This window comes from Streptomyces sp. NPDC058741 (genome assembly GCF_042746715.1).
Lineage (GTDB): Bacteria > Actinomycetota > Actinomycetes > Streptomycetales > Streptomycetaceae > Streptomyces.
In genome coordinates, this window is sequence record NZ_JBHYQH010000026.1 from 17,828 (window position 1) to 38,049 (window position 20,222).

13 protein-coding genes, 1 tRNA gene and 6 pseudogenes are annotated in these 20,222 nt (G+C 72.4%); 13 read left to right on the plus strand and 7 right to left on the minus strand.

What is annotated here, in order from left to right; translation table 11 throughout:
• Positions 1–226: 226 nt before the first annotated feature.
• Positions 227–1,105: a LysR substrate-binding domain-containing protein gene (locus ACFW6P_RS20995; RefSeq protein WP_386356665.1), complete on the minus strand. Its 879-nt coding sequence runs from the start codon at positions 1,103–1,105 to the stop codon at positions 227–229.
• Between the two features lie 161 nt (positions 1,106–1,266).
• On the opposite strand from ACFW6P_RS20995, the gene ACFW6P_RS21000 reads away from it, so the two are divergent.
• Entirely contained in the window at positions 1,267–2,337 is a 1,071-nt protein-coding gene (locus tag ACFW6P_RS21000) for a bile acid:sodium symporter family protein (RefSeq protein ID WP_386356678.1), read from the plus strand.
• On the opposite strand, the gene ACFW6P_RS21005 is transcribed toward ACFW6P_RS21000, so the two are convergent.
• The 3 genes and pseudogenes from ACFW6P_RS21005 to ACFW6P_RS21015 all read right to left on the minus strand — a co-directional run.
• Positions 2,273–3,511, minus strand: coding sequence for a DUF4185 domain-containing protein (locus ACFW6P_RS21005; protein ID WP_386356663.1), 1,239 nt, complete (start codon positions 3,509–3,511; stop codon positions 2,273–2,275). The genes ACFW6P_RS21000 and ACFW6P_RS21005 overlap by 65 nt on opposite strands.
• Before the next feature lie 11 nt (positions 3,512–3,522).
• On the minus strand, positions 3,523–5,391 hold the full coding sequence (locus ACFW6P_RS21010) for an exo-alpha-sialidase (protein WP_386356660.1): 1,869 nt from the start codon (positions 5,389–5,391) through the stop codon (positions 3,523–3,525).
• Between the two features lie 163 nt (positions 5,392–5,554).
• Positions 5,555–5,881, minus strand: a pseudogene (locus ACFW6P_RS21015) (zinc-binding dehydrogenase); the annotation flags it as partial.
• A 2-nt stretch (positions 5,882–5,883) separates the two neighbouring features.
• Here ACFW6P_RS21015 and ACFW6P_RS21020 point away from each other — a divergent pair.
• Positions 5,884–6,102: pseudogene (locus ACFW6P_RS21020) on the plus strand (MarR family winged helix-turn-helix transcriptional regulator); the annotation flags it as partial.
• A 112-nt stretch (positions 6,103–6,214) separates the two neighbouring features.
• Here ACFW6P_RS21020 and fdhD read toward each other — a convergent pair.
• Complete coding sequence (gene fdhD / locus ACFW6P_RS21025; RefSeq protein ID WP_386356657.1) at positions 6,215–7,063, minus strand: formate dehydrogenase accessory sulfurtransferase FdhD; 849 nt, start codon at positions 7,061–7,063, stop codon at positions 6,215–6,217.
• 7 nt (positions 7,064–7,070) lie between these two features.
• A pseudogene (locus ACFW6P_RS21030) lies at positions 7,071–7,513 on the minus strand (Fe-S-binding domain-containing protein); the annotation flags it as partial.
• On the opposite strand from ACFW6P_RS21030, the pseudogene ACFW6P_RS21035 reads away from it, so the two are divergent.
• The 9 genes and pseudogenes from ACFW6P_RS21035 to ACFW6P_RS21075 all read left to right on the plus strand — a co-directional run.
• Positions 7,514–8,023 (plus strand): annotated as a pseudogene (locus ACFW6P_RS21035) (MFS transporter); the annotation flags it as partial.
• 263 nt (positions 8,024–8,286) lie between these two features.
• The gene (locus ACFW6P_RS21040; protein WP_386356654.1) at positions 8,287–9,225 is read left to right on the plus strand and encodes a beta-ketoacyl-ACP synthase III; all 939 of its coding nucleotides are present in this window, start codon (positions 8,287–8,289) and stop codon (positions 9,223–9,225) included.
• 3 nt (positions 9,226–9,228) lie between these two features.
• Positions 9,229–9,643: pseudogene (locus tag ACFW6P_RS21045) on the plus strand (FCD domain-containing protein); the annotation flags it as partial.
• 324 nt (positions 9,644–9,967) lie between these two features.
• On the plus strand, positions 9,968–11,149 hold the full coding sequence (locus ACFW6P_RS21050) for an ROK family protein (protein ID WP_386356651.1): 1,182 nt from the start codon (positions 9,968–9,970) through the stop codon (positions 11,147–11,149).
• 145 nt (positions 11,150–11,294) lie between these two features.
• A complete protein-coding gene (locus ACFW6P_RS21055) occupies positions 11,295–12,812 on the plus strand; it encodes a sugar ABC transporter ATP-binding protein (protein ID WP_386356648.1) in 1,518 nt (505 codons plus the stop codon).
• A complete protein-coding gene (locus tag ACFW6P_RS21060; RefSeq protein ID WP_386356645.1) occupies positions 12,809–13,828 on the plus strand; it encodes an ABC transporter permease in 1,020 nt (339 codons plus the stop codon). Before ACFW6P_RS21055 ends, ACFW6P_RS21060 begins: the two co-directional genes overlap by 4 nt.
• A 17-nt stretch (positions 13,829–13,845) precedes the next feature.
• Positions 13,846–14,892, plus strand: coding sequence for a substrate-binding domain-containing protein (locus ACFW6P_RS21065; protein WP_386356642.1), 1,047 nt, complete (start codon positions 13,846–13,848; stop codon positions 14,890–14,892).
• A gap of 56 nt (positions 14,893–14,948) precedes the next feature.
• The gene (locus ACFW6P_RS21070) at positions 14,949–16,157 is read left to right on the plus strand and encodes a Gfo/Idh/MocA family protein (RefSeq protein WP_386356639.1); all 1,209 of its coding nucleotides are present in this window, start codon (positions 14,949–14,951) and stop codon (positions 16,155–16,157) included.
• A 13-nt stretch (positions 16,158–16,170) separates the two neighbouring features.
• On the plus strand, positions 16,171–17,169 hold the full coding sequence (locus ACFW6P_RS21075) for a sugar phosphate isomerase/epimerase family protein (protein ID WP_386356636.1): 999 nt from the start codon (positions 16,171–16,173) through the stop codon (positions 17,167–17,169).
• Between the two features lie 235 nt (positions 17,170–17,404).
• On the opposite strand, the pseudogene ACFW6P_RS21080 reads toward ACFW6P_RS21075, so the two are convergent.
• Positions 17,405–18,562 (minus strand): annotated as a pseudogene (locus ACFW6P_RS21080) (DUF2254 domain-containing protein); the annotation flags it as partial.
• A 142-nt stretch (positions 18,563–18,704) separates the two neighbouring features.
• On the opposite strand from ACFW6P_RS21080, the gene ACFW6P_RS21085 reads away from it, so the two are divergent.
• Together ACFW6P_RS21085 and ACFW6P_RS21090 are read left to right on the plus strand one after the other, a co-directional pair.
• Positions 18,705–18,789 (plus strand) — tRNA-Leu (locus ACFW6P_RS21085).
• A gap of 539 nt (positions 18,790–19,328) precedes the next feature.
• Entirely contained in the window at positions 19,329–19,865 is a 537-nt protein-coding gene (locus ACFW6P_RS21090; protein WP_386356633.1) for a hypothetical protein, read from the plus strand.
• Positions 19,866–20,222: the final 357 nt, after the last annotated feature.

The window sequence follows — 20,222 nt, forward strand, 5'->3', positions numbered from 1 at the left end:
GGGGACCGAAGGTGAGCAGCGCTCTCGTCCGCCCTGGTCAGCGAGGGAAAATGCGCTCACATGGGGAAGGGTCGGACACATTCCTGACGGTTGAGCGAGTTTCGGTGCCGTAAATCTCCACCGAATCTGTACGACTCCGGGCGACGGCCGGAGATGGCCTGAGCAGGCTCTCTTGTCCCAGCGCAGCGGCGACAGAATCCGTCACTCCCGCGGTCACGGCCCCTTGTCACGGCCCCTTGCGCGGACCGCCGCGCAGCCGGTCCCCGCCGGAGAGGAGCGCCGCCGCCAGGGCGTCCGCCGCGCCCTGCGCGGAGGGGCCGCGCCGGCCGTGCACCACCACGAAGTCCACCTGCCCCAGCTCCGGCAGCCCTGCACGGTCCGGGACCCGGACCAGCCCGGGCGGTACGAGGCCGCGGGAGTGGGCCATCACCCCGAGCCCCGCCCGGGCCGCCGCGACGAGGCCGTTGAGGCTGCCGCTCGTGCACACCACGCGCCACTCGCGGCCCTGCCGCTCCAGGGCCTGAAGGGCGAGCGCGCGGGTGATGCCCGGCGGTGGGTAGACGATCAGCGGCACCGGGCGGTCCGGGTCGAGCCGGAGGCGTTCGGCGCCGATCCACACCAGCCGGTCGTGCCGGACGAGCTCGCCCTGGGGGTCCTCGGGGCGCCGCTTGGCCAGGATCAGGTCCAGCTTCCCGGCGGCCAGCTGCTCGTGCAGCGTGCCCGACAGCTCCACCGTCAGCTCCAGGTCGACCTCCGGGTGCTCGTGCCGGAAGCCCTCCAGGATCTCCGGCAGCCGGGTCAGCACGAAGTCCTCCGAGGCGCCGAAGCGCAGCCGGCCGCGCAGCCGGGTGCCCGTGAAGAACGCCGCCGCCTGCTCGTGCACCTCCAGGATCCGGCGCGCGAAACCGAGCATGGCCTCGCCGTCCTCCGTCAGCTCCACCGAGTGCGTGTCACGGCTGAACAGCGTCCGTCCGGTGGCGTCCTCCAGCCGCCGCACGTGCTGGCTGACCGTGGACTGCCGCAGCCCGAGCCGTCGCGCGGCCCGGGTGAAGCTCAGGGTCTGCGCCACCGACAGGAACGTCCGCAGATGGGAGGGCTCGTACACACCCCGAGGCTATCGCGTTTCGTGATAGCAGTCAGAGCGGTGTGCGGGATTCCCGATCGCCGACCGGGGGATCACGATGGAAGGGGGCCGTCCCGGCCCCGGAGCACCTGACAGAACCGAGCCCGTGGAGCCCCGTGAAACGCCTGCGCCGGCCGCGCCGGATGCCGATCGACCCGTACGTCCTCCTGCTGCTCGCGACCGTGGGGCTCGCCGCCCTCCTCCCGGCGCGCGGGACGGCGGCCGATGTCGCGTCCGGCGCCTCCACGGCGGCGATCGCCGTGCTGTTCTTCCTGTACGGGGCCCGGCTGTCCACCCGTGAGGCGCTGGACGGGCTGCGCCACTGGCGCCTGCACGTCGCGGTCCTGGCCGCCACCTTCGTCGTCTTCCCGCTCCTCGGCCTCGCGGCCCGCGGACTGGTGCCGGTGATCCTCACCGACCCGCTCTACCAGGGGCTGCTGTTCCTCACCCTCGTCCCGTCGACGGTGCAGTCCTCGATCGCCTTCACCTCGATCGCCCGCGGCAACGTGCCCGCCGCGATCTGCGCGGGCTCCTTCTCCTCCCTCGTCGGCATCGTCGCCACCCCGCTGCTCGCGGCCTCGCTGCTCGGCGGCAGCGGCGGCGGCTTCTCGGCCGACTCCGTGCTGAAGATCGTGCTGCAGCTGCTCGTGCCGTTCCTCGCCGGGCAGGTGCTGCGGCGTTGCGGAGTCAGAAGGGGCCGCGCGAAGCGCGTCGGGCAGGGTGGTGGTGGGCGACGGGAGGGCGGCTTCGTCACGCGGCACAAGAAGGTCCTCGGGCTGGTGGACCGCGGTTCGATCCTGCTCGTCGTCTACACCGCCTTCAGCCAGGGCATGGTCAAGGGCATCTGGCACCAGGTCAGCGCCCTGCGGCTGGGCGGCCTGCTCGTGGTCGAGGCGCTGATCCTCACCGTGATGCTGCTGCTGACCTGGTACGGGGGCAAGGCGCTGGGCTTCGTCCGGGAGGACCGGATCACCCTGCAGTTCGCCGGTTCGAAGAAGTCCCTGGCCGCCGGACTGCCCATGGCGAGCGTCCTGTTCGGCGCGCAGGCGTCGCTGGCCGTGCTGCCGCTGATGCTCTTCCATCAGATGCAGCTGATGGTGTGCGCGGTCATCGCCGGGCGGCGCTCGCGCGACCCCCGCACCGAGGAGGTCAGCGCCGGGGAGTCAGCCGCAGCGACACGAAGCGCGGTCGGTACAGGGACACGTTCCGGCTGAGCCTGTCGGCGGCGGTCGTCGTCTCCAGCCAGTTGACGTCGTGGCTGAGCACGAGCCGATCGCCGCCGCTCAGCACCGGGTGCGCCTGCGGGTTGTAGGCGGCCACCCCGTCCCACGGCAGCGCGGGGCTGAACGCCTGCGCCGGGCCGTGCCAGGGCCCTTCCGGGGCGCAGGACCAGTAGGACGCCACGGTGGTCAGGCCCTTCGTTCCCGTGGCCATGGTGAACAGGACGTACGTCCCGCCCTGCCGGACGACCGAGAAGGCGCTGCCCACGCCCGCGCGCCGCCCGTCCCCGAGCACCGGCCGGGGGCGGGCGCCGGGCACCCACGCCGAGCCGCTCCAGTACTGCCAGGCAGCAGGGTCCGCGAGCCCGCCCTCGGGCACGCGCGCCACATGGGCGTGCGAGGCGGGCCGGGAGACCGCCTGTCTGTCGTCGGCGCCGAAGACGTACGTCCAGCCGCCCTCCTCGACGAGCGTGGTGCCGAACAGCACGCGCCGGGAGGGGTCCGGGGCCCGCTGCTGGTCGAGCACGGCGACGACCGACTCCAGGCGCAGGCCGGGCAGGGAGAGCGTGGCGACCTCGGTGGCGGTGGGCACGCCGTAGATCCACGGGGACGGGCCGGCCTCGCGCACCCACAGCAGCACCCGGACGACCTGCTCCGCCGAGCCGGGGGAGCGGGGTTCGACGCGGGCGGCGACCGGCCAGCGCCACCGGTTCGGCGCCGGGTCCGGGAAGAGCGGGGCGGGCAGGGTGGACTCCAGCCGGCCGTCGCGCATCAGCACGGCCGAGTTGCGCACCAGCGGCGCGGTGGCGTCCCGCCAGGCGTGCGGCTCGCCGGCCGGGTTGGGCGGGCCGTGCACCCGGCCCAGATAGCTGTCCGAGAACAGCCACAGCACCCGGCCGTCCGGCAGCCGCACCGAGTGGGTGCCGTCGCCGCCGGTCCAGTCGTCGGTGCGGGTGGCGTCGTCGCCGTAGCGGGCGAACTCGGCGGTGAGCTCCTCGTCGGCCTTCCACGTGCCGACCGTGACCGCCGGGCAGGCGCCGGCGTCGTCCGGGCCCTCGCCGCCCGGGAGGCCGATGAGCAGCGCGGCCCCCAGGACCAGGACCAGCAGCAGGCCGATCCCGGTTCCGGTGCGCTGTCGTGCTCGTGCTGCCTGCGCGTCGTCGGGCACGTGCCGTGACGTTAGTCGCTGCCGCTCACCCGGTCCATGGGCAGCCACAGCACGGTGCCCCGGTAGGCCGCGCCCGAGGCGCCGGAGGCCAGCTCACGGTCGGTCAGGGCCCGGTTCCACACCCGGACCTCGTCGATCGCGCCCGTGAGGAACGCGCGGCTGTCCATGCGCTGCCCGATGTGCACGCCGAACGGGGAGTTGCGGCTGACCGACCCCGGCACGTCCGGGGCGGCGACGGCCGTGCCGTCGAGGAGGAGCGTCAGCTGTCCGCCGCCGCGGCGCAGGGCCAGGTGGTGCCAGCGGCCGTCGTTGTGGGCGCCCCCGGCCGACACCGAGGCCGACCGGACGGCCGTCGCGCCCGAGCGGGTGGTGACGAGCCCGCGCACCCGGTCGCTCCCCGGCTCGCCGCGCAGCCAGATCTGCGGCTGGCCGCTGCCGATGCCGCCCATCCACAGGAACGGCTGCTCGCCGGTCGTGGCCGTGTAGCGGAAGAACAGTGACGCCGTGAAGTCGCCCTCGCCGAGGGTGAGTCGCTGCCGGAACGGCAGGCGTACGGCGTCGTCTGCGCCGTCGAAGGACAGTGCGCCGCCGCGCACACCGGCCGTGCGTGCCGCGCCGCCGAGCACGGCCGCGGGCCCGGCGGCCGCGGCGTCCCGGGTGGTCGGGTCGCGGCCCCGGCGGGGCGCGAGCCAGTCCTCGGTGAAGCGGGCGAACCGGATCTCGTCCCGGGCGTCGACCGCGCCGCCCTCGTACAGCAGGCCCACCGTCGAGGAGCCGACGGCGGTCATGTCGGAGTAGCCGGACCAGTCCTCGGTGACGACCGTGCCCCGGTCCACGCTCTCCCAGGTGCGCCCGCCGTCGTAGGAGGAGCGGACCATCATGGTGCGGCGGCGGTCGGGGTCGGCCGGGGCGGACAGCAGCATCCGGTCGCCCAGCCGCAGGGTCGCGCCCTGCACCTGCGGGGTGTAGAGGTCCGGCAGGGCCCGGAACGGCGTGGCGAAACTGTCACCGCCGTCCAGGCTGAGGGTCTGCGAGCGGTGGCCGAGGTCGGTGCCGTCCTGTTCGCGGCCGCTGACCAGGACGGCCCCGTCGGCCCGTTCGGTGAGCGTCACCTCGGAGGGCTTCTGCCGGAAGGTGCCGTCCTGCGCTGTCGGCCAGGAGTCCGTGGCGCCGATCCGCCAGTGGTCGCCGCCGTCGTCGCTGACGATGAGCGCCGCGTGGTTGGCGGAGACCCGGCTGCCGTCCCAGGTCTCGGTGTTGACGCCGAACACCAGGCGCCCGGCGTGCTCGCCGCGGGTGAGCTGGATGCCGTGCACGGGCCCGGTGGCGTACCAGGAGTTCCAGTGTCCGGGGAGGATCTCGCCGCTCAGGTCGCGCGGCGGCGACCAGGTCCGGCCGTCGTCGTCGCTGTGCTGCAGATGGGGCGTGCGGTCGCAGGGAACGGTGCAGTTGCCGGCGTCCGTACGGCCCGTGTTGTACGTCTGCGCCAGCAGGATCCGGCCGGTGCTCGCGTCCACGAGGGGCGCCGGGTTGCCGTGGGTGTCGCCCGCGCCCTCGGTGACGACCTGGAGCGGTCCCCAGGTACGGCCGCCGTCGGTGGAGCGCTTGAGAACGATGTCGATGTCCGCGGCGTCACCGCAGTTGAGGACCCGTCCCTCGGCGAAGGCGAGCAGCGTGCCGGAGGCGGTGCGCACGATCGCCGGGATCCGGAAGCAGGCGTAACCCGGGTCCCGGGAGGCCTTGAAGAGGACCTGCTGCTCGAACTCCGGTAAGGCGGTGGCGGGTCGGGCATGGGCCGGGGCGAGCGGCGTGAGGAGGGCGGCGGCGGTGAGTACGGCTGTCAGGGGGGATCTCAGACGTGCGCGAAGACTTGACGGCATGGTGCGACCTGCCCTTCATGCGTCTGTCGGCTGGAGCGCCGGGCATGGGAACGGAGACCCGGGGAGCGGTCGTCATGACGTCATCGTGACAACCGGACATCCCATGTCCCAGGTGCGGGCCACAGACGGTACTTGGCTCTCAGGACCCTCACAAGGACCCGCGTCAGGGGATCAGGACGACCTTGCCCAGGTTGGACCGCGCCTCGATCTCCCCGTGTGCCTTCGCCGCGTCCTCCAGGGCGAACTCCCCGTGCACCACGGGCCTGAGCTCCCCGGCCGCGAACAGCCGCCACAGCTCCGTGCGCCACTGCTCGTACAGCTCCGGCCTGCACCGGGCGACCCGGGCCACCTGGAAGCCGATCACCGATTTCGCGCCCACCAGCAGGTCGTACGCCTGGACGGTGCCGCCGCCCGAGCCGTACGCCACCAGCCGTCCCCCGGGGACGAGCGCGTGCAGGGCGGGGGTGAGCAGCGCGCCGCCGACCGCGTCCCCTCGACGACCTGCAGGCGGCGGGCCTGGTCGTGCGCGAACCCGACCCGAGGGACCGCCGCAAGAACGCGGTGTCCCTCACCACGCCGGGGACCCGGCTGCTCGAGCGCTGCGAGAAGGCGGCACGCGCCGCCAACGACGAGCTGCTCGCGCCGCTGTCGGCGACCGAACGGGAGCAGTTCACCGGAATGCTGCTGCGGATATCCGGCACGGCCGGCTGACGGCCCGCGCGCCGGGGCCCGGACACCGGACAGCCGAGACGGGTCCCCCGCGGAGCAGGGGGCGCTCCCCGCCGGCCGGGGCCACGCCGCCGTGTCGCGAGGGGGAGCCTGCTCAGCCCTGGGCGGCCGCGGCCCGCAGGGCGATGCGCTCCTCTCCCGCGTACACGTTCATGGAGCTGCCCCGCAGGAAGCCCACCAGCGTCAGGCCCGCCTCGGCGGCCAGGTCCACCGCCAGCGAGGACGGCGCCGACACGGCCGCCAGGACCGGGATGCCGGCCATCACGGCCTTCTGCGCCAGCTCGAAGGAGGCCCGGCCCGAGACCAGCAGGACCGTCCGCGACAGCGGCAGGTCCCCGTTCTGCAGGGCGCGGCCGACCAGCTTGTCGACCGCGTTGTGCCGGCCCACGTCCTCCCGGACGTCCAGCAGCTCGCCCTCCTCGGAGACCAGGGCCGCCGCGTGCAGTCCGCCGGTCCGGTCGAAGACCCGCTGCGCCGCGCGCAGCCGGTCGGGCAGGCTCGCCAGCAGCTCCGGCGAGATCCGCACCGGGGGAGTGTCCTCGATGGGCCAGCGGGCCGTCGTCCGCACGGCGTCCAGCGAGGCCTTGCCGCACAGCCCGCAGGACGACGTCGTGTAGACGTTCCGCTCCAGCGTGATGTCCGGGATCACCACGCCGGGAGCCGTCTTCACGTCGACGATGTTGTACGTGTTCGAGCCGTCGACGGCGGCTCCCGCGCAGTACACGATGTTCCGCAGGTCCTGCTGCCCGCCCAGCACCCCCTCGCTCACCAGGAAGCCCGCCGCGAGCGCGAAGTCGTCGCCCGGGGTGCGCATGGTGATCGCCAGGGGTCTGCCGTCGAGCCTGATCTCCAGGGGTTCCTCGGCGACGAGCGTGTCCGGACGGCTGGAGACCGCTCCGTCCCGGATGCGGAGGACCCTGCGGCGTTCCGTGACTCGTCCCATGTCCTCATCAGTCCCGGTTCTGTACGTGCTGGTAGCCGAAGCGGCCCTTGATGCAGAGGTCGCCGTGGGTCACCGGGTTGTCGTGCGGCGAGGTGACCTCGACGATCTCATTGTCCTGTACGTGCGGCGTCAGGTTGCAGCCCACACCGCAGTAGGCGCACACCCTGGTCGTCTCCTTCTGCCCCGACTCGTCCCAGGTACCCGCGGCGCGCGTGTCGAACTCCGACTTGAACGGCAGCGCGCCCGTGGGGCGCACACCTCGATGCGGTTGCCGCGGTACACGCACGCCGAGTCGGTCAGCGGGGCGTCGTGCTCGACGGCGATCCGGGCGTCGAAGCCCCGCCCGGAGACGGAGATCGCGCAGGTGTTCTACCCCTGCTCGCCGCAGGCGTCGACGCACTCGCAGCTCAGGACGCACTTGCCGTAGTCGCGCACGTACACGTCGTCGTCGATCCCGGTTTCGTCGCGCTGCTGTCGGCGGCGAACATGGCGGGCCGCATCGGCTGGTCGTCGACGTCCGACCTGATCGGCCGCAAGAACATCTACCTCCTCCACCTCGGCGCCGGCGCGCTGATGTGCGCTCTCATCGCCCTGTTCGGCGACTCCTCCAAGCCGCTGTCCGTCCTGTGCGCGCTGGTCATCCTCTCCTTCCACGGCGGCGGCTTCGCGACGGTCCCGGCCTATCAGAAGGACCTGTTCGGCACCTGCCAGGTCGGCGCCATCCACGGGCGGCTGCTCACCGCCTGGTCCACCGCCGGGGTGCTCGGGCCGCTCGTCGTGAACCGGATCGCCGACCGGCAGGAGGAGGCCGGCCGGCACGGCGCGTCCCTGTACGGACCGTCCTTCGTCATCATGATCGGGCTGCTCGTCGTCGGCTTCGCCGCCAACGAACTGGTCCGGCCCGTCGCTCAGCGTCACCACGCCCCGGAACCGAAGGAGGCCGCCCAGCAGCCAGAGTCCGTTCAGCCCGGACCGCCGGTGGCTGATCGCCCTGGCCCGGCTCTGGGGGGCCTGCCGCTCGTCCACGGTCTGTACGCGCCGGTCCGCAAGGTGGCGCAGCTGTTCACCGGGTAGCGGTCCGACAGGTGTCCGGGCCTGCGAGGTGCTGACCGAAGCTGACAACCCAGGCGCCGGATTCCTGTCACGTTGCCTGCCGTCGTACCCGTGAGTCACTGATCAGACTGGTGGATACGCTACCCAAGGCAACGAGGGGGACCCACTCGATGAACGGCTCACGCATCACCGCCGTCGGCCACTACCAGCCCGCCAAGGTGCTCACCAACGAGGACCTGGCGGGTGTGGTGGACACCAGTGACGAGTGGATCAGGAGCCGGGTGGGCATCCGCACCCGCCACATCGCCGGACCCGACGAGCCGGTCGACGAGCTGGCCGCGCACGCCGCCGCCAAGGCCCTGGCCGCGGCCGGACTGACCCCCGCCGACATCGATCTGGTGCTGGTCGCCACCTCCACCGCCGTCGACCGCTCGCCCAACACCGCCGCCCGGGTCGCGGCCCGCCTCGGCATGCCCAGGCCCGCCACCATGGACCTCAACGTGGTGTGCGCCGGCTTCACCCACGCCCTGGCCACCGCCGACCACGCCGTCCGCGCGGGGGGCGCGGCCCGGGCGCTGGTCATCGGGGCGGACAAGATGTCCGAGGTGACCGACTGGGGCGACCGCACGACCTGCGTGCTCGTCGGCGACGGGGCCGGGGCGGCCGTGGTGGAGGCATCCTGTGAGCAGGCCATCGGGCCGGTGCTGTGGGGCTCGGTGCCCGAGATGGGGCACGCGGTGCGGATCGAGGGCACGCCGCCGCGCTTCGCCCAGGAGGGGCAGAGCGTCTACCGCTGGGCCACCACGCAGCTCCCGCCCATCGCGCGCCGGGCCTGCGAGCGGGCCGGGCTGGAACCGGCCGAACTCGCCGCGGTCGTGCTGCATCAGGCCAACCTGCGCATCATCGAGCCCCTCGCCGAGAAGATCGGCGCCGTGAACGCGGTCGTCGCCCGCGACGTCACCGAGTCCGGCAACACCTCGGCGGCGAGCATCCCGCTGGCCCTGTCCAAGCTGGTCGAGCGGGGCGCGATCACCACCGGCGACCCGGTCCTGCTGTTCGGCTTCGGCGGCAACCTGTCGTACGCGGGGCAGGTCGTGCGCTGCCCCTGAGCGGAGGAGGCCGACCAGCTCCTCACGGTCCGCACGCTGCTGGAGGCCGAGGCGGCCCGGCTCGCGGCCGCCCGCTCCGACAGCGCCGGCCTCTCCGCCCTCGAAGCGCTGTGCGCGGAGGGCGAGAAGGCCGGCGAGGCCGTCGACGTCGACGGGGCCTTCGCCGTGAACGCCCGTTTCCACGCCAAGATCATGGAGCTGGCCGGGAACGCGGTCCTGGCCGAACTCGCCGCCCAGGTCGACCGGCGCGTGCGCTGGTACTACACGCCGGTGGCACGGCAGCGCGGCCATCGGTCGTGGATCGAGCACCGCGCACTGATCGCCGCGATCACCGACCGGGACGAGCAGCGCGCCCCCCCGGCTGATGCGCGAACACACCGAGCACACACAGCGGTCGTACCACGCGCGGACGCGCTCCCAGCGGGCCCTGCGTCCAGTAGGCGTCCGATCAGCGGCAGCCCGGCCGGCTCGCCTCAACCGGCTCGTGACCGGGGCCGGTTGCCGAACGGGCGCACCGAACCGGCCGCCTCGGCAAGCGCCGTCGGCCCACCCCCGTGCAGACCGCGCAGGGCTCATGCCCCCGGCTTTGTCCTCTGAGTGGGAAAAGTGGAGGGCAATTCCCGCGCGACTTCTTCCCACCCTCGGCAGCCGCTGCTACGTTCCCTCCGAAAGCAAGCCACCGCGGGTGGCGGAAAACCGGCGCGCACCGGCCGATCGAGGCGGGGAGGGGCTCGTGAGACGGATGACCGCACGACCCGGAAACGCCCATCAGGCCCGACTGCTCAGGCTGCTGCGCGACGGCGGCCCCAACTCCCGTGCCCAGCTGGGCGACCAGGTCGACCTCTCGCGCTCCAAGCTCGCCGTGGAGGTGGACCGGCTGCTGGAGACGGGGCTGGTCGTGGCCGACGGACTCGCCGCCTCGCGCGGCGGTCGCCGCTCCCACAACATCCGGCTCAACCCCGAACTGCGCTTCCTCGGCGTCGACATCGGCGCGACCTCGGTCGACGTCGCCGTCACCAACGCCGAGCTGGAGACCCTCGGGCACCTCAACCAGCCCATGGACGTGCGCGAAGGCCCCGTCGTGGTCTTCGAACAGGTCCTGGCCATGGCCGCCAAGCTCAGGGCCTCCGGGCTCGCGGAGGGATTCGACGGCGCCGGCATCGGCGTCCCGGGCCCGGTCCGCTTCCCCGAGGGCATCCCGGTCGCACCGCCGATCATGCCCGGCTGGGACGGCTTCCCGGTGCGGGAGGCGCTGAGCCAGGAACTCGGCTGCCCGGTCATGGTCGACAACGACGTGAACCTGATGGCGATGGGGGAGCAGCACGCGGGCGTCGCCCGCACGGTCGGCGACTTCCTCTGCGTCAAGATCGGTACCGGCATCGGCTGCGGCATCGTCGTCGGCGGTGAGGTCTACCGCGGTACGACGGGCAGCGCCGGCGACATCGGGCACATCCAGGCCGTACCCGACGGCCGCCCGTGCGCCTGCGGCAACCGGGGCTGCCTGGAGGCCCACTTCAGCGGGGCGGCCCTCGCCCGCGACGCCATGGAGGCCGCCCAGCAGGGGCTTTCGGCGGAGCTGGCCTCGCGGCTGGAGAAGAACGGCGCCCTGAGCGCCGTCGACGTCGCCGCCGCGGCCGCCGCCGGTGACGCCACCGCCCTGCAGCTGATCCGCGAGGGCGGCAACCGCACCGGCCAGGTCATCGCCGGCCTGGTCAGCTTCTTCAACCCGGGCCTGGTGGTGATCGGCGGCGGGGTGACCGGCCTCGGCCACCCCCTGCTCGCCGCGATCCGCACCCAGGTCTACCGTCAGTCGCTGCCCCTGGCGACCGGCAACCTGCCCATCGTCCTGGGCGAACTGGGGCCCGCCGCCGGTGTCACCGGCGCGGCCCGGCTCATCAGCGACCACCTGTTCTCGCCCGCGTAGTCCGACGCGCGGTCCTGCTCGACAGCACGGCTCACCCGCACCAGTACGGCTCGCACCCAGTACGGCTCACCCGCACCAGCGCGCCTCACCAGCTCGACGCCCTGCCCTGCCCTGAACCGGCCCGCACGTCCGCCAAGGGGACCTCATGGCACCAGAATCACCGCTGCTCAGCATGTCCGGCATCACCAAGTCGTTCCCCGGAGTCCGGGCCCTCGACGGTGTGGACCTCGACGTCCAGGCCGGCGAGGTGCACTGCCTCCTCGGCCAGAACGGCGCCGGGAAGTCGACCCTGATCAAGGTCCTGGCCGGAGCACACCAGCCCGACAGCGGCCGCCTCCGCTGGCGTGGCGAGGAGGTCGCCCTCCGTTCGCCGACCGCCGCCATGCGCCTCGGCATCGCCACCATCTACCAGGAACTCGACCTGGTGGAGCATCTGTCGGTCGCCGAGAACGTACACCTGGGACACGAGCCGACCGCCGCCGGATTCGTCGTGCGCGGCAAGGCCGCCAAGGCGTCCGCAGCGGCGCTGCTGACTCGGCTCGGGCACGCCGGGATCGACCCGGCCCGGCTCGTCGGTCAGCTGTCGGCGGCCCAGCAGCAGATCGTGTCGATGGCCAGGGCGCTCTCCCACGACGTACGGCTGATCGTGATGGACGAGCCGTCCGCCGCCCTCGACCCGGACGAGGTGGACAACCTCTTCCGCATCGTCGCCGACCTGACCGCCGCGGGGGTCGCCGTCGTCTACATCTCGCACCGCCTGGAGGAGATCCGCCGCATCGGGGACCGGGTGACCGTGCTGAAGGACGGCCGCGCCGTGGCGAACGGGCTCCCGGCCGAGTCGACCCCGACCCGCGAGGTCGTCGCGCTGATGACGGGCCGCAACGTCGAGTACGTCTTCCCCGACCGGCCCGTCTCCCCGCCGCCCGGCGAACCCGTACTGAAGGTCCAAGGGCTGGCACGCCAGGGCGAGTTCGAGCCGCTCGACCTGGAGGTGCGGCCGGGTGAGATCGTCGGTCTCGCCGGACTCGTCGGCTCGGGCCGCTCCGAGATCCTGGAGACCGTCTACGGGGCGCGCAAACCGACGTCCGGTCAGGTACTGGTCGACGGAAAGCCGTTGAGGCCGGGTAGTGTCCGTGCGGCCGTCCGGGCCGGGCTCGGGCTCGCCCCCGAGGAGCGCAAGGCGCAGGCCCTGCTGATGCCGGAGTCCGTCACCCGCAACGTGTCGGTCTCCTCCATGTCCCGTTTCGCTCGCGGCGGCTGGATCGACCGGCGTGCCGAACGGGCCGCCGCCCGGGCCGCCACCCGCGAGCTGTCGCTGAGGCCCGACAACCCGGCGGTGCCCGTGCGCACCCTGTCCGGCGGCAACCAGCAGAAGGCCGTGCTCGCCCGCTGGCTGCTGCGCGGCTGCAAGGTGCTGCTGCTCGACGAACCGACCCGGGGCGTCGACGTCGGCGCCCGCGCCGAGCTCTACGCGGTCATCCGCCGGCTGGCCGACGAGGGCCTCGCGGTGCTCCTGGTCTCCAGCGAGGTGCCCGAGGTGCTCGGCCTCGCCGACCGCGTCCTGGTGCTGCGCGAGGGCCGTGTCGTCCACACGGCACCCGCGCGCGAACTCGACGAACACCGCGTACTCGACCTGGTCATGGAAGGAAGCCCGGCGTCATGACGCAGCCCGTCTCCCCGCCGCGGGACACCAGCACCGGCAAGGTGCCCCAGGCCCAGCCCCCCGCCTGGCGCGGCCTGATGGCCCGCGCCGACATCCGCACCGTCTCCCTGCTCGGCGTGCTCGCCGCGCTGGTCCTCATCGGCGGCGTCACCAAGCCCGACGAGTTCCTCGACACCCGCAACCTGCAACTCGTCCTCACCCAGGCGTCCGTGATCGGCGTGGTCACCGTCGGCATGACCTTCGTCATCGTCTCCGGCGGCATCGACCTCTCCGTCGGCGCGATCGTCGCCCTTGCCTCCGTGTGGGCCACCACCGTCGCCACCCAGGAGTTCGGCTTCGCCGGGATCCTCTTCACGGCGGTCGTCGTCGGCGTCGGCTGCGGCCTGGTCAACGGGGTGCTCATCGCCTACGGCGCGATGGTGCCGTTCATCGCCACCCTCGCCATGCTGGCCTCCGCCCGCGGTCTCGCCCTGCAGATCACCGACGGCAGGACGCAGATCGTCACCGTGCCGTCCGTGCTCGACCTGGGGGAGCGCGACGCCTACGTGCTCGGCGTCCCGTCCCTGGTGCTGGTCTTCGCGGTCGTGACGGTCATCGGCTGGCTGGTGCTCAACCGCACCACCTTCGGCCGCCGCACGGTCGCGGTCGGCGGCAACCCGGAGGCCGCCCGGCTCGCCGGCATCGACGTCCGCCGCCAGCGGCTCTACCTGTACCTGCTGTCCGGGCTGTGCTGCGGCATCGCCGCCTTCCTGCTGATCGCCCTGTCCGGCTCCGGCCAGAACACCAACGGAAACCTCTACGAACTCGACGCCATCGCCGCCGCCATCATCGGCGGCACCCTCCTCACCGGCGGCCGGGGCACCATCACCGGCTCCGTCCTCGGCGTCCTGATCTTCACCACGATCACCAACATCTTCGCCCTGAACAACCTGCAGAGCGACGTCCAGCAGATCGCCAAGGGCGCGATCATCGTCGCCGCCGTGCTGGTCCAGCGCCGTACCGCGAGCACGACCTGAGGAAAGGGTTCCCCGCCATGTCAGAGATCACGAGCCGCAGAGGGCTGCTCTTCGGGGCCGCCGCCGTCTCCGCCGGTGCCCTCCTCACGGGGTGCACCGGCAACGAGCCGTCCGAGTCCGGGGGCGGGCCGGCCGGCGACAACCAGCCGGCCGCCGACGACAAGCCCGGCAAGCGGGTCTCCATCGGCTTCGCCGGACCGCAGGCCGACCACGGCTGGCTCAACGCCATCAACGACAACGCCAAGAGCCGCGCCGGAAAGTACTCCGACGTCACCCTGGAGATCACCGAGGGCTCCAACGACACCGCCCAGCAGGTCGGCCAGATCGAGACCCTCATCAACAAGAAGGTCGACGTCCTGGTCGTGCTCCCCGCCGACGGCAAGGCCCTCACCCAGGTCGGCCTGGAGGCGATGCGCGCGGGCATCCCCGTCGTCAACCTCGACCGCATCTTCAACACCCCGCAGGCCTATCGCTGCTGGATCGGCGGCGACAACTACGGCATGGGCCTCAACGCCGGGCACTACATCGGCGAGAAGCTCAAGGGCAAGTCCGACGCCCGCGTCATCGAACTCGCCGGGCTGGACAACCTGGAGCTCACCAAGCAGCGCACCAAGGGCTTCGACGACGCCCTGAAGAACTACCCCAACATCAAGAAGGTCGCCCGCCAGGCCGCCGAGTTCACCGTCGAGTCCGGGCAGGCCAAGATGGCCCAGCTGCTCCAGGCCCAGTCGAAGGTCGACGCGCTGTGGAACCACGACGACGACCAGGGCGTCGGCGCGCTGCGCGCCATCGAGCAGGCCGGCCGCGACGACTTCCTGATGGTCGGCGGCGCCGGGGCCCTGTCCGCCTTCCAGGCCATCAAGCGGGACGACGGCGTGCTCAAGGCGACCGTGCTCTACCCGCCCACCATGGCCGCCTCCGCGATCGACCTGGCCCGCGCCCTCGGCCAGGGCAAGGGGGTCGGCGGCATGGCCGAGTTCGAGATCCCCGCCTCGATCACGCTGTACTCGGCCGTCGTCGACAAGACCAACGTCGACCAGTACATGCCCACCGGCTTCAAGTGATACCGCCCGTAATCCCGCACGTGCGCCACCCCGACCAGGACGAGGAGGACACCCGTATGGGACAGCAAGCGCAGCCGGAAGGGACCGAGGCAGGGAAGCCGCCCCTGCGCGTGGGGATGGTGGGCTACGCCTTCATGGGCGCCGCCCACTCCCAGGGATGGCGCACCGCCGGCCGCGTCTTCGACCTGCCGCTGACCCCCGTGCAGGCGGTGATCTGCGGCCGGGACCGGTCGGCCGCACGGGTGGCGGCCGACCGGCACGGCTGGGCGTCCGTCGAGACCGACTGGCGGACCCTCGTGGAGCGGGACGACGTCGACCTCGTCGACATCTGCACCCCCGGCGACAGCCACGCCGAGATCGCGCTGGCCGCCCTCGCCGCCGGCAAGCACGTGCTGTGCGAGAAGCCCCTCGCCAACACCGTCGAGGAGGCCACCGCCATGGCCCTGGCGGCCGAGGAGGCCCACCGCCGCGGCCAGGCCGCGATGGTCGGCTTCAACTACCGCCGGGTGCCTGCCACCGTCCTGGCCCGCCGCATGGTCGCCGAGGGGCGCATCGGCAGGCTGCGGCACGTGCGCGTGTCGTACCTCCAGGACTGGCTGGTCGACCCCGACTTCCCGCTGACCTGGCGGCTGCGCAGGGAGCAGGCCGGTTCGGGCTCGCTGGGGGACCTGGGGGCGCACATCATCGACCTCGCGCAGTACCTGACGGGGGAGCGGCTGTCGGGCGTCTCCGCGCTGACCGAGACCTTCGTACGGGAACGGCCCCTGCCCACCGGCGCCACCAGCGGGCTGTCCGCCGTCCCGACAGCCGGCGCCGGCGAGGTCACCGTGGACGACGCCGCCCTGTTCACGGCCCGCTTCCCTTCCGGCGCCCTGGCCTCCTTCGAGGCGACCCGCTACGCCACCGGCCGCAAGAACGCCCTGCGCATCGAACTCAACGGGGAGCGCGGCTCGCTCGCCTTCGACCTGGAGCGGCTCAACGAGCTGTCCTTCCACGACGGCACCGAGCCGGGCACGGAGGCGGGGTTCCGCCGCATCCTCGTCACCGAACCCGACCACCCCTACCTCGACGCCTGGTGGCCGCCGGGCCACGGCCTCGGCTACGAGCACACCTTCGTCCACCAAGCCCGCGACCTCGTCCTCGCCGTCGCCGAGGGCCGCCGCCCCGAGCCGTCCTTCGCCGACGGGCTGCAGGTGCAGCGCGTGCTCGCCGCGGTCGAGGAGAGCGCCGGGAAGAACTCCGTCTACACGCCGATCGCGGTCTGAGGAGGCCCTGAGGATGCCGCGCACCTTCACCCTGTTCACCGGCCAGTGGGCGGACCTGCCCCTGGAGGAGGTCTGCCGACTCGCCCGCGACTTCGGCTACGACGGACTCGAACTCGCCTGCTGGGGCGACCACTTCGAAGTCGACAAGGCGCTCTCCGAGCCCGGCTATCTGGACGGCCGCCGGGCCCTGCTCGACAAGTACGGCCTGAAGTGCTGGGCCGTCTCCAACCACCTGGTCGGCCAGGCCGTCTGCGACGCCATCATCGACGAACGGCACCGAGCGATCCTGCCGGACGCGGTGTGGGGCGACGGGGACGCGGAAGGAGTCCGGCAGCGGGCCGCGCAGCGCATGAAGGACACCGCCCGCGCCGCCGCCGCCTTCGGTGTCGACACCGTCGTCGGCTTCACCGGCTCCGCCATCTGGCACCTGGTCGCCATGTTCCCGCCCGCGCCCGACACGATGATCGAACGCGGTTACCAGGACTTCGCCGACCGCTGGAACCCCGTCCTCGACGTCTTCGACAGCGAAGGCGTGAGGTTCGCGCACGAGGTCCACCCCAGCGAGATCGCCTATGACTACTGGACGACCCAGAAGGCCCTCGAAGCCGTCGGCCGCCGCCCCGCCTTCGGCCTCAACTTCGACCCCTCCCACTTCGTGTGGCAGGACCTCGACCCGGTCGGTTTCCTCTGGGACTTCCGTGACCGCATCTACCACGTCGACTGCAAGGAGGCCCGCAAACGCCTCGACGGGCGCAACGGCCGGCTCGGCTCCCACCTGCCCTGGGGCGACCCGCGGCGCGGCTGGGACTTCGTCTCCGCCGGGCACGGGGACGTCCCCTGGGAGGACGTCTTCCGGATGCTGCGCTCCATCGACTACCGGGGACCGGTCTCGGTCGAGTGGGAGGACGCCGGCATGGACCGGCTCCAGGGCGCGCCCGAGGCGCTGACCAGGCTGAAGGCCTTCGACTTCGAGCCGCCCAGCGCGTCCTTCGACGCCGCGTTCAACAGCTGAGGCCGTGACTCGGCGCAGTCCGGAGAGGGGACCGGCACCCTCGCCGGTCCCCTCTCCGGACTGCCCGGACCCGGCTTTGTCCTGTGATGGGAGAAAGTGCAAGCGATGCCGGCCCAGAGGGTGTTCGCCCCGGAGGGAGACGGTTACCGTCCTTGAGGTGTTCAGGTCATGTACCCCTCCGGGGTAACGGCGCACCCCGGCGCCCGCACCGCACGTTCTCGCACCCACCCGTACGGCCCACGGCGCACCCGCGCACCTCCGTGAACCCCAGATCCACCAACTCGCCCCACCCGGGCACCGGCTGCATCAGCCGGACCGTCCCGGCCCGGTCCCGGTCCCGGTCCCGGTGCAGGGCGGTCCAGCGGATGCCGGCTCAGCGCGGCGAGGAACGGCACGACGCGGTCCAGCGTCTGGACCGCCGTCGTCGGATCGTTGATCGCGGGCGGCAGGGCGCCAGCGCGATGTCGGACAACTGCCGCAGGCCGAAACCGAGGTCCTGGTGGTAGGTCCGCTCCACCCCGGCCGAGGCGGTGCGGCGCAGCGCGCCACGCGGCGGGGCGGTCCCGCCGTGGACCGCGAGCACCGGGGTGCCCGGCACCACGAAGTCCCCGATCCGAGGCTTCAGCCGCAGCGCGACCCCGTGCGTACGGGCCACCCGCGCCAGCCGAGCGATGTTCACGTCCCGCAGCACTCCCGCCCCGCCCTCGTGCGGCACCCACGCGGTGACGGGACCCAGGCCCGGCGCGCCCGGCCGGTCGTCCGGCGCGGGCAGCGGGGCGACCACCCGGAAGGACTCCGTGGCGATCCGCGCGATCACATGGCTGATCCGCATCAGCCGCGGGGTGGTGTTCACGTGCAGCACGAAGAGCAGCGGGCTCAGCGCGGCCATGCAGAGCGTGAGGACCGACTGCACCAGAGGCGGTGTCGTCGCCCTCCGGGGGTCGTCCGCGGTGTCGAAGGGCGTCGGGACCAGCAGGGTCAGCACGAACGGCGCCAGGAAGACCGCGAAGGTCGCCTTGGTGATCCGGCTGCGGACGAAGAGCCGCACCACGCGCGGGGCGAACTGCCCGCTCGCCATCTGCACGGCCACCAGCGAGATGCTGAAGACCACACCGATGAAGGTCATCATCGCCGAGCCGGCCGCGTTCACCACGGCCTTCGCGTCCTCCGCGAACCGCAGCAGCTCCTCCAGTGTCCTGTGGTCGCCGTCCTCGCGCAGTGCCTCGACGTCAGCCGTGTCGAGCGCCTGCGCCCCCAGCCAGACCACGAAGACGCTCACCGTCGCGGCGGTCGGCGCGAACCAGAACGTGTCCCGCGGGTGCTCGCGCAGGGGCGACAAGGCACGCGGGCGGCGCCTCGCGGGAAGGCTCTGCGTCACCGTCCAGTCGCTCATGGTGCGACCCTAGGGGCATCCGCGCGTGAGGTCCCGGACCCCCGCCCCACGGAAGGAAACGCAGGTGAAAGGCGCTCCGAAAGCTTGGTATGGTTGTCCCTGTCGCCGCCGGGAGCAGTCTTGGCAAGGCGGCGGACACCTCGTCCGGGTGGCGGAATGGCAGACGCGCTAGCTTGAGGTGCTAGTGCCCTTTATCGGGCGTGGGGGTTCAAGTCCCCCCTCGGACACAGACAGGGACGTTCACGAGATCGTCCCGAAGCGTTCACGAATTACCGGTCGAGTCGTGTGACTCACCGGTAATTCGTCGTTTCTGGGGCCTTCAGGCCTCGTGATCGGCTCGATGAGGGGGTGAGGCGGTGGCGGTCCAGGTACTGCGCCTCTCACCTGCGGAAACAGGACATGCCTGCGCGACGGCTGGTAGCCGTGGCGCAGGCATGTGGGGTTTTCAGGGGGCAGAGCGCGGCGGAGGTGTGTCACTCTCGTGGCGGGGGCTCGACCTGCTCGGTCGGAAGCGGTCGCGCCTGGGGCGAGTCGGAGGGCTCACCCGGTTGGGTTGCGGCGCTCTGCGTGCCGGCTTTGCGGGGCTGGATGCCCTGGTCGCGGAGGAACCGTCGGATGGCTCTGAGGTTCGCCACGAAGATGATGACGGCGTTGAGCAGGGTCTGCGCGACGCGTCCGTGCGGCAGGCGGAGCTGGGGATTGTCGATGCTGTCGAGGGCGGACTTCTTGAGGTTGCCGTTGCCGATACCTTCAGGCCACCAGCCGCGTGGGACGCGACAAGGTGCCCGGTCTCGTCGTCACTTTCTTCAACGCCACCCGTCCGCGCGACCGGTCGCACTACGAGACCTTCGGCGTCTACCACCGCTCGCTGTACCGGCACGTCGAGCCGACCAGTGTCACGCCGTGGTCGGACCCGGCCCGTCGGCGCGCTCTGCATGCCGTACTGGTGGTGCTCATCCGGCACCGTCTCGGACTCGCGGCGGAAGACCAGGCGGGTGAGCTGCTGGACCACCTGCCGAAGGCCGTGCTGCTCGCCGAGGAGCTCGTCGCCTGGGTGCGGGCGAGCGACCCGCGTGCCGCGCAGGAGGTGCAGGACGAACTCGACGGGCTGCTCGCCGCATGGCAGCAGCTCGCCCAGGAGGCCCGGGACGCCGACAAGCCCCTGCACTACCGCGGCCAGGGCAAGGGGCACCTGAACCTGCTGAAGAACTTCGAGCAGTACGGCGGCCTGTGGCAGACCCCGCACTCCCTGCGCACGGTCGACCGCGAATGCCAGGTCACGGTGAAGGGAGCCGACCGGTGAGCCGCAAACTGAGGGTGCGCCAGGCGCAGACCGTGCTGCCGTTCGGGGTCGGGGCTGTTCTGGACATCCAGGGCGAATCGTTCGTCGCCACGGGCATCGGGGACTGGCCGCGTAAACGGCAGCCAGTTGACTCACCCCGGCTGGCCGCACGGCTGCGAGTGAGCGGTTTCTTCGCGGCCCCGCCGACCCTGAACGACCGCTACGACAACCAGGACGCGCCCGGAGCCCCGTACATCCGGTTTCCGACGTGGCTCTTCTGTGGCAGCTGCCGCCGCATGCGGCGCTGGCGCATGCGGCGCTGGCGCATCGCCGACGAGACCCCGGGCACGCCTCCGCAGTGCCCCCAGTGCTCACCGA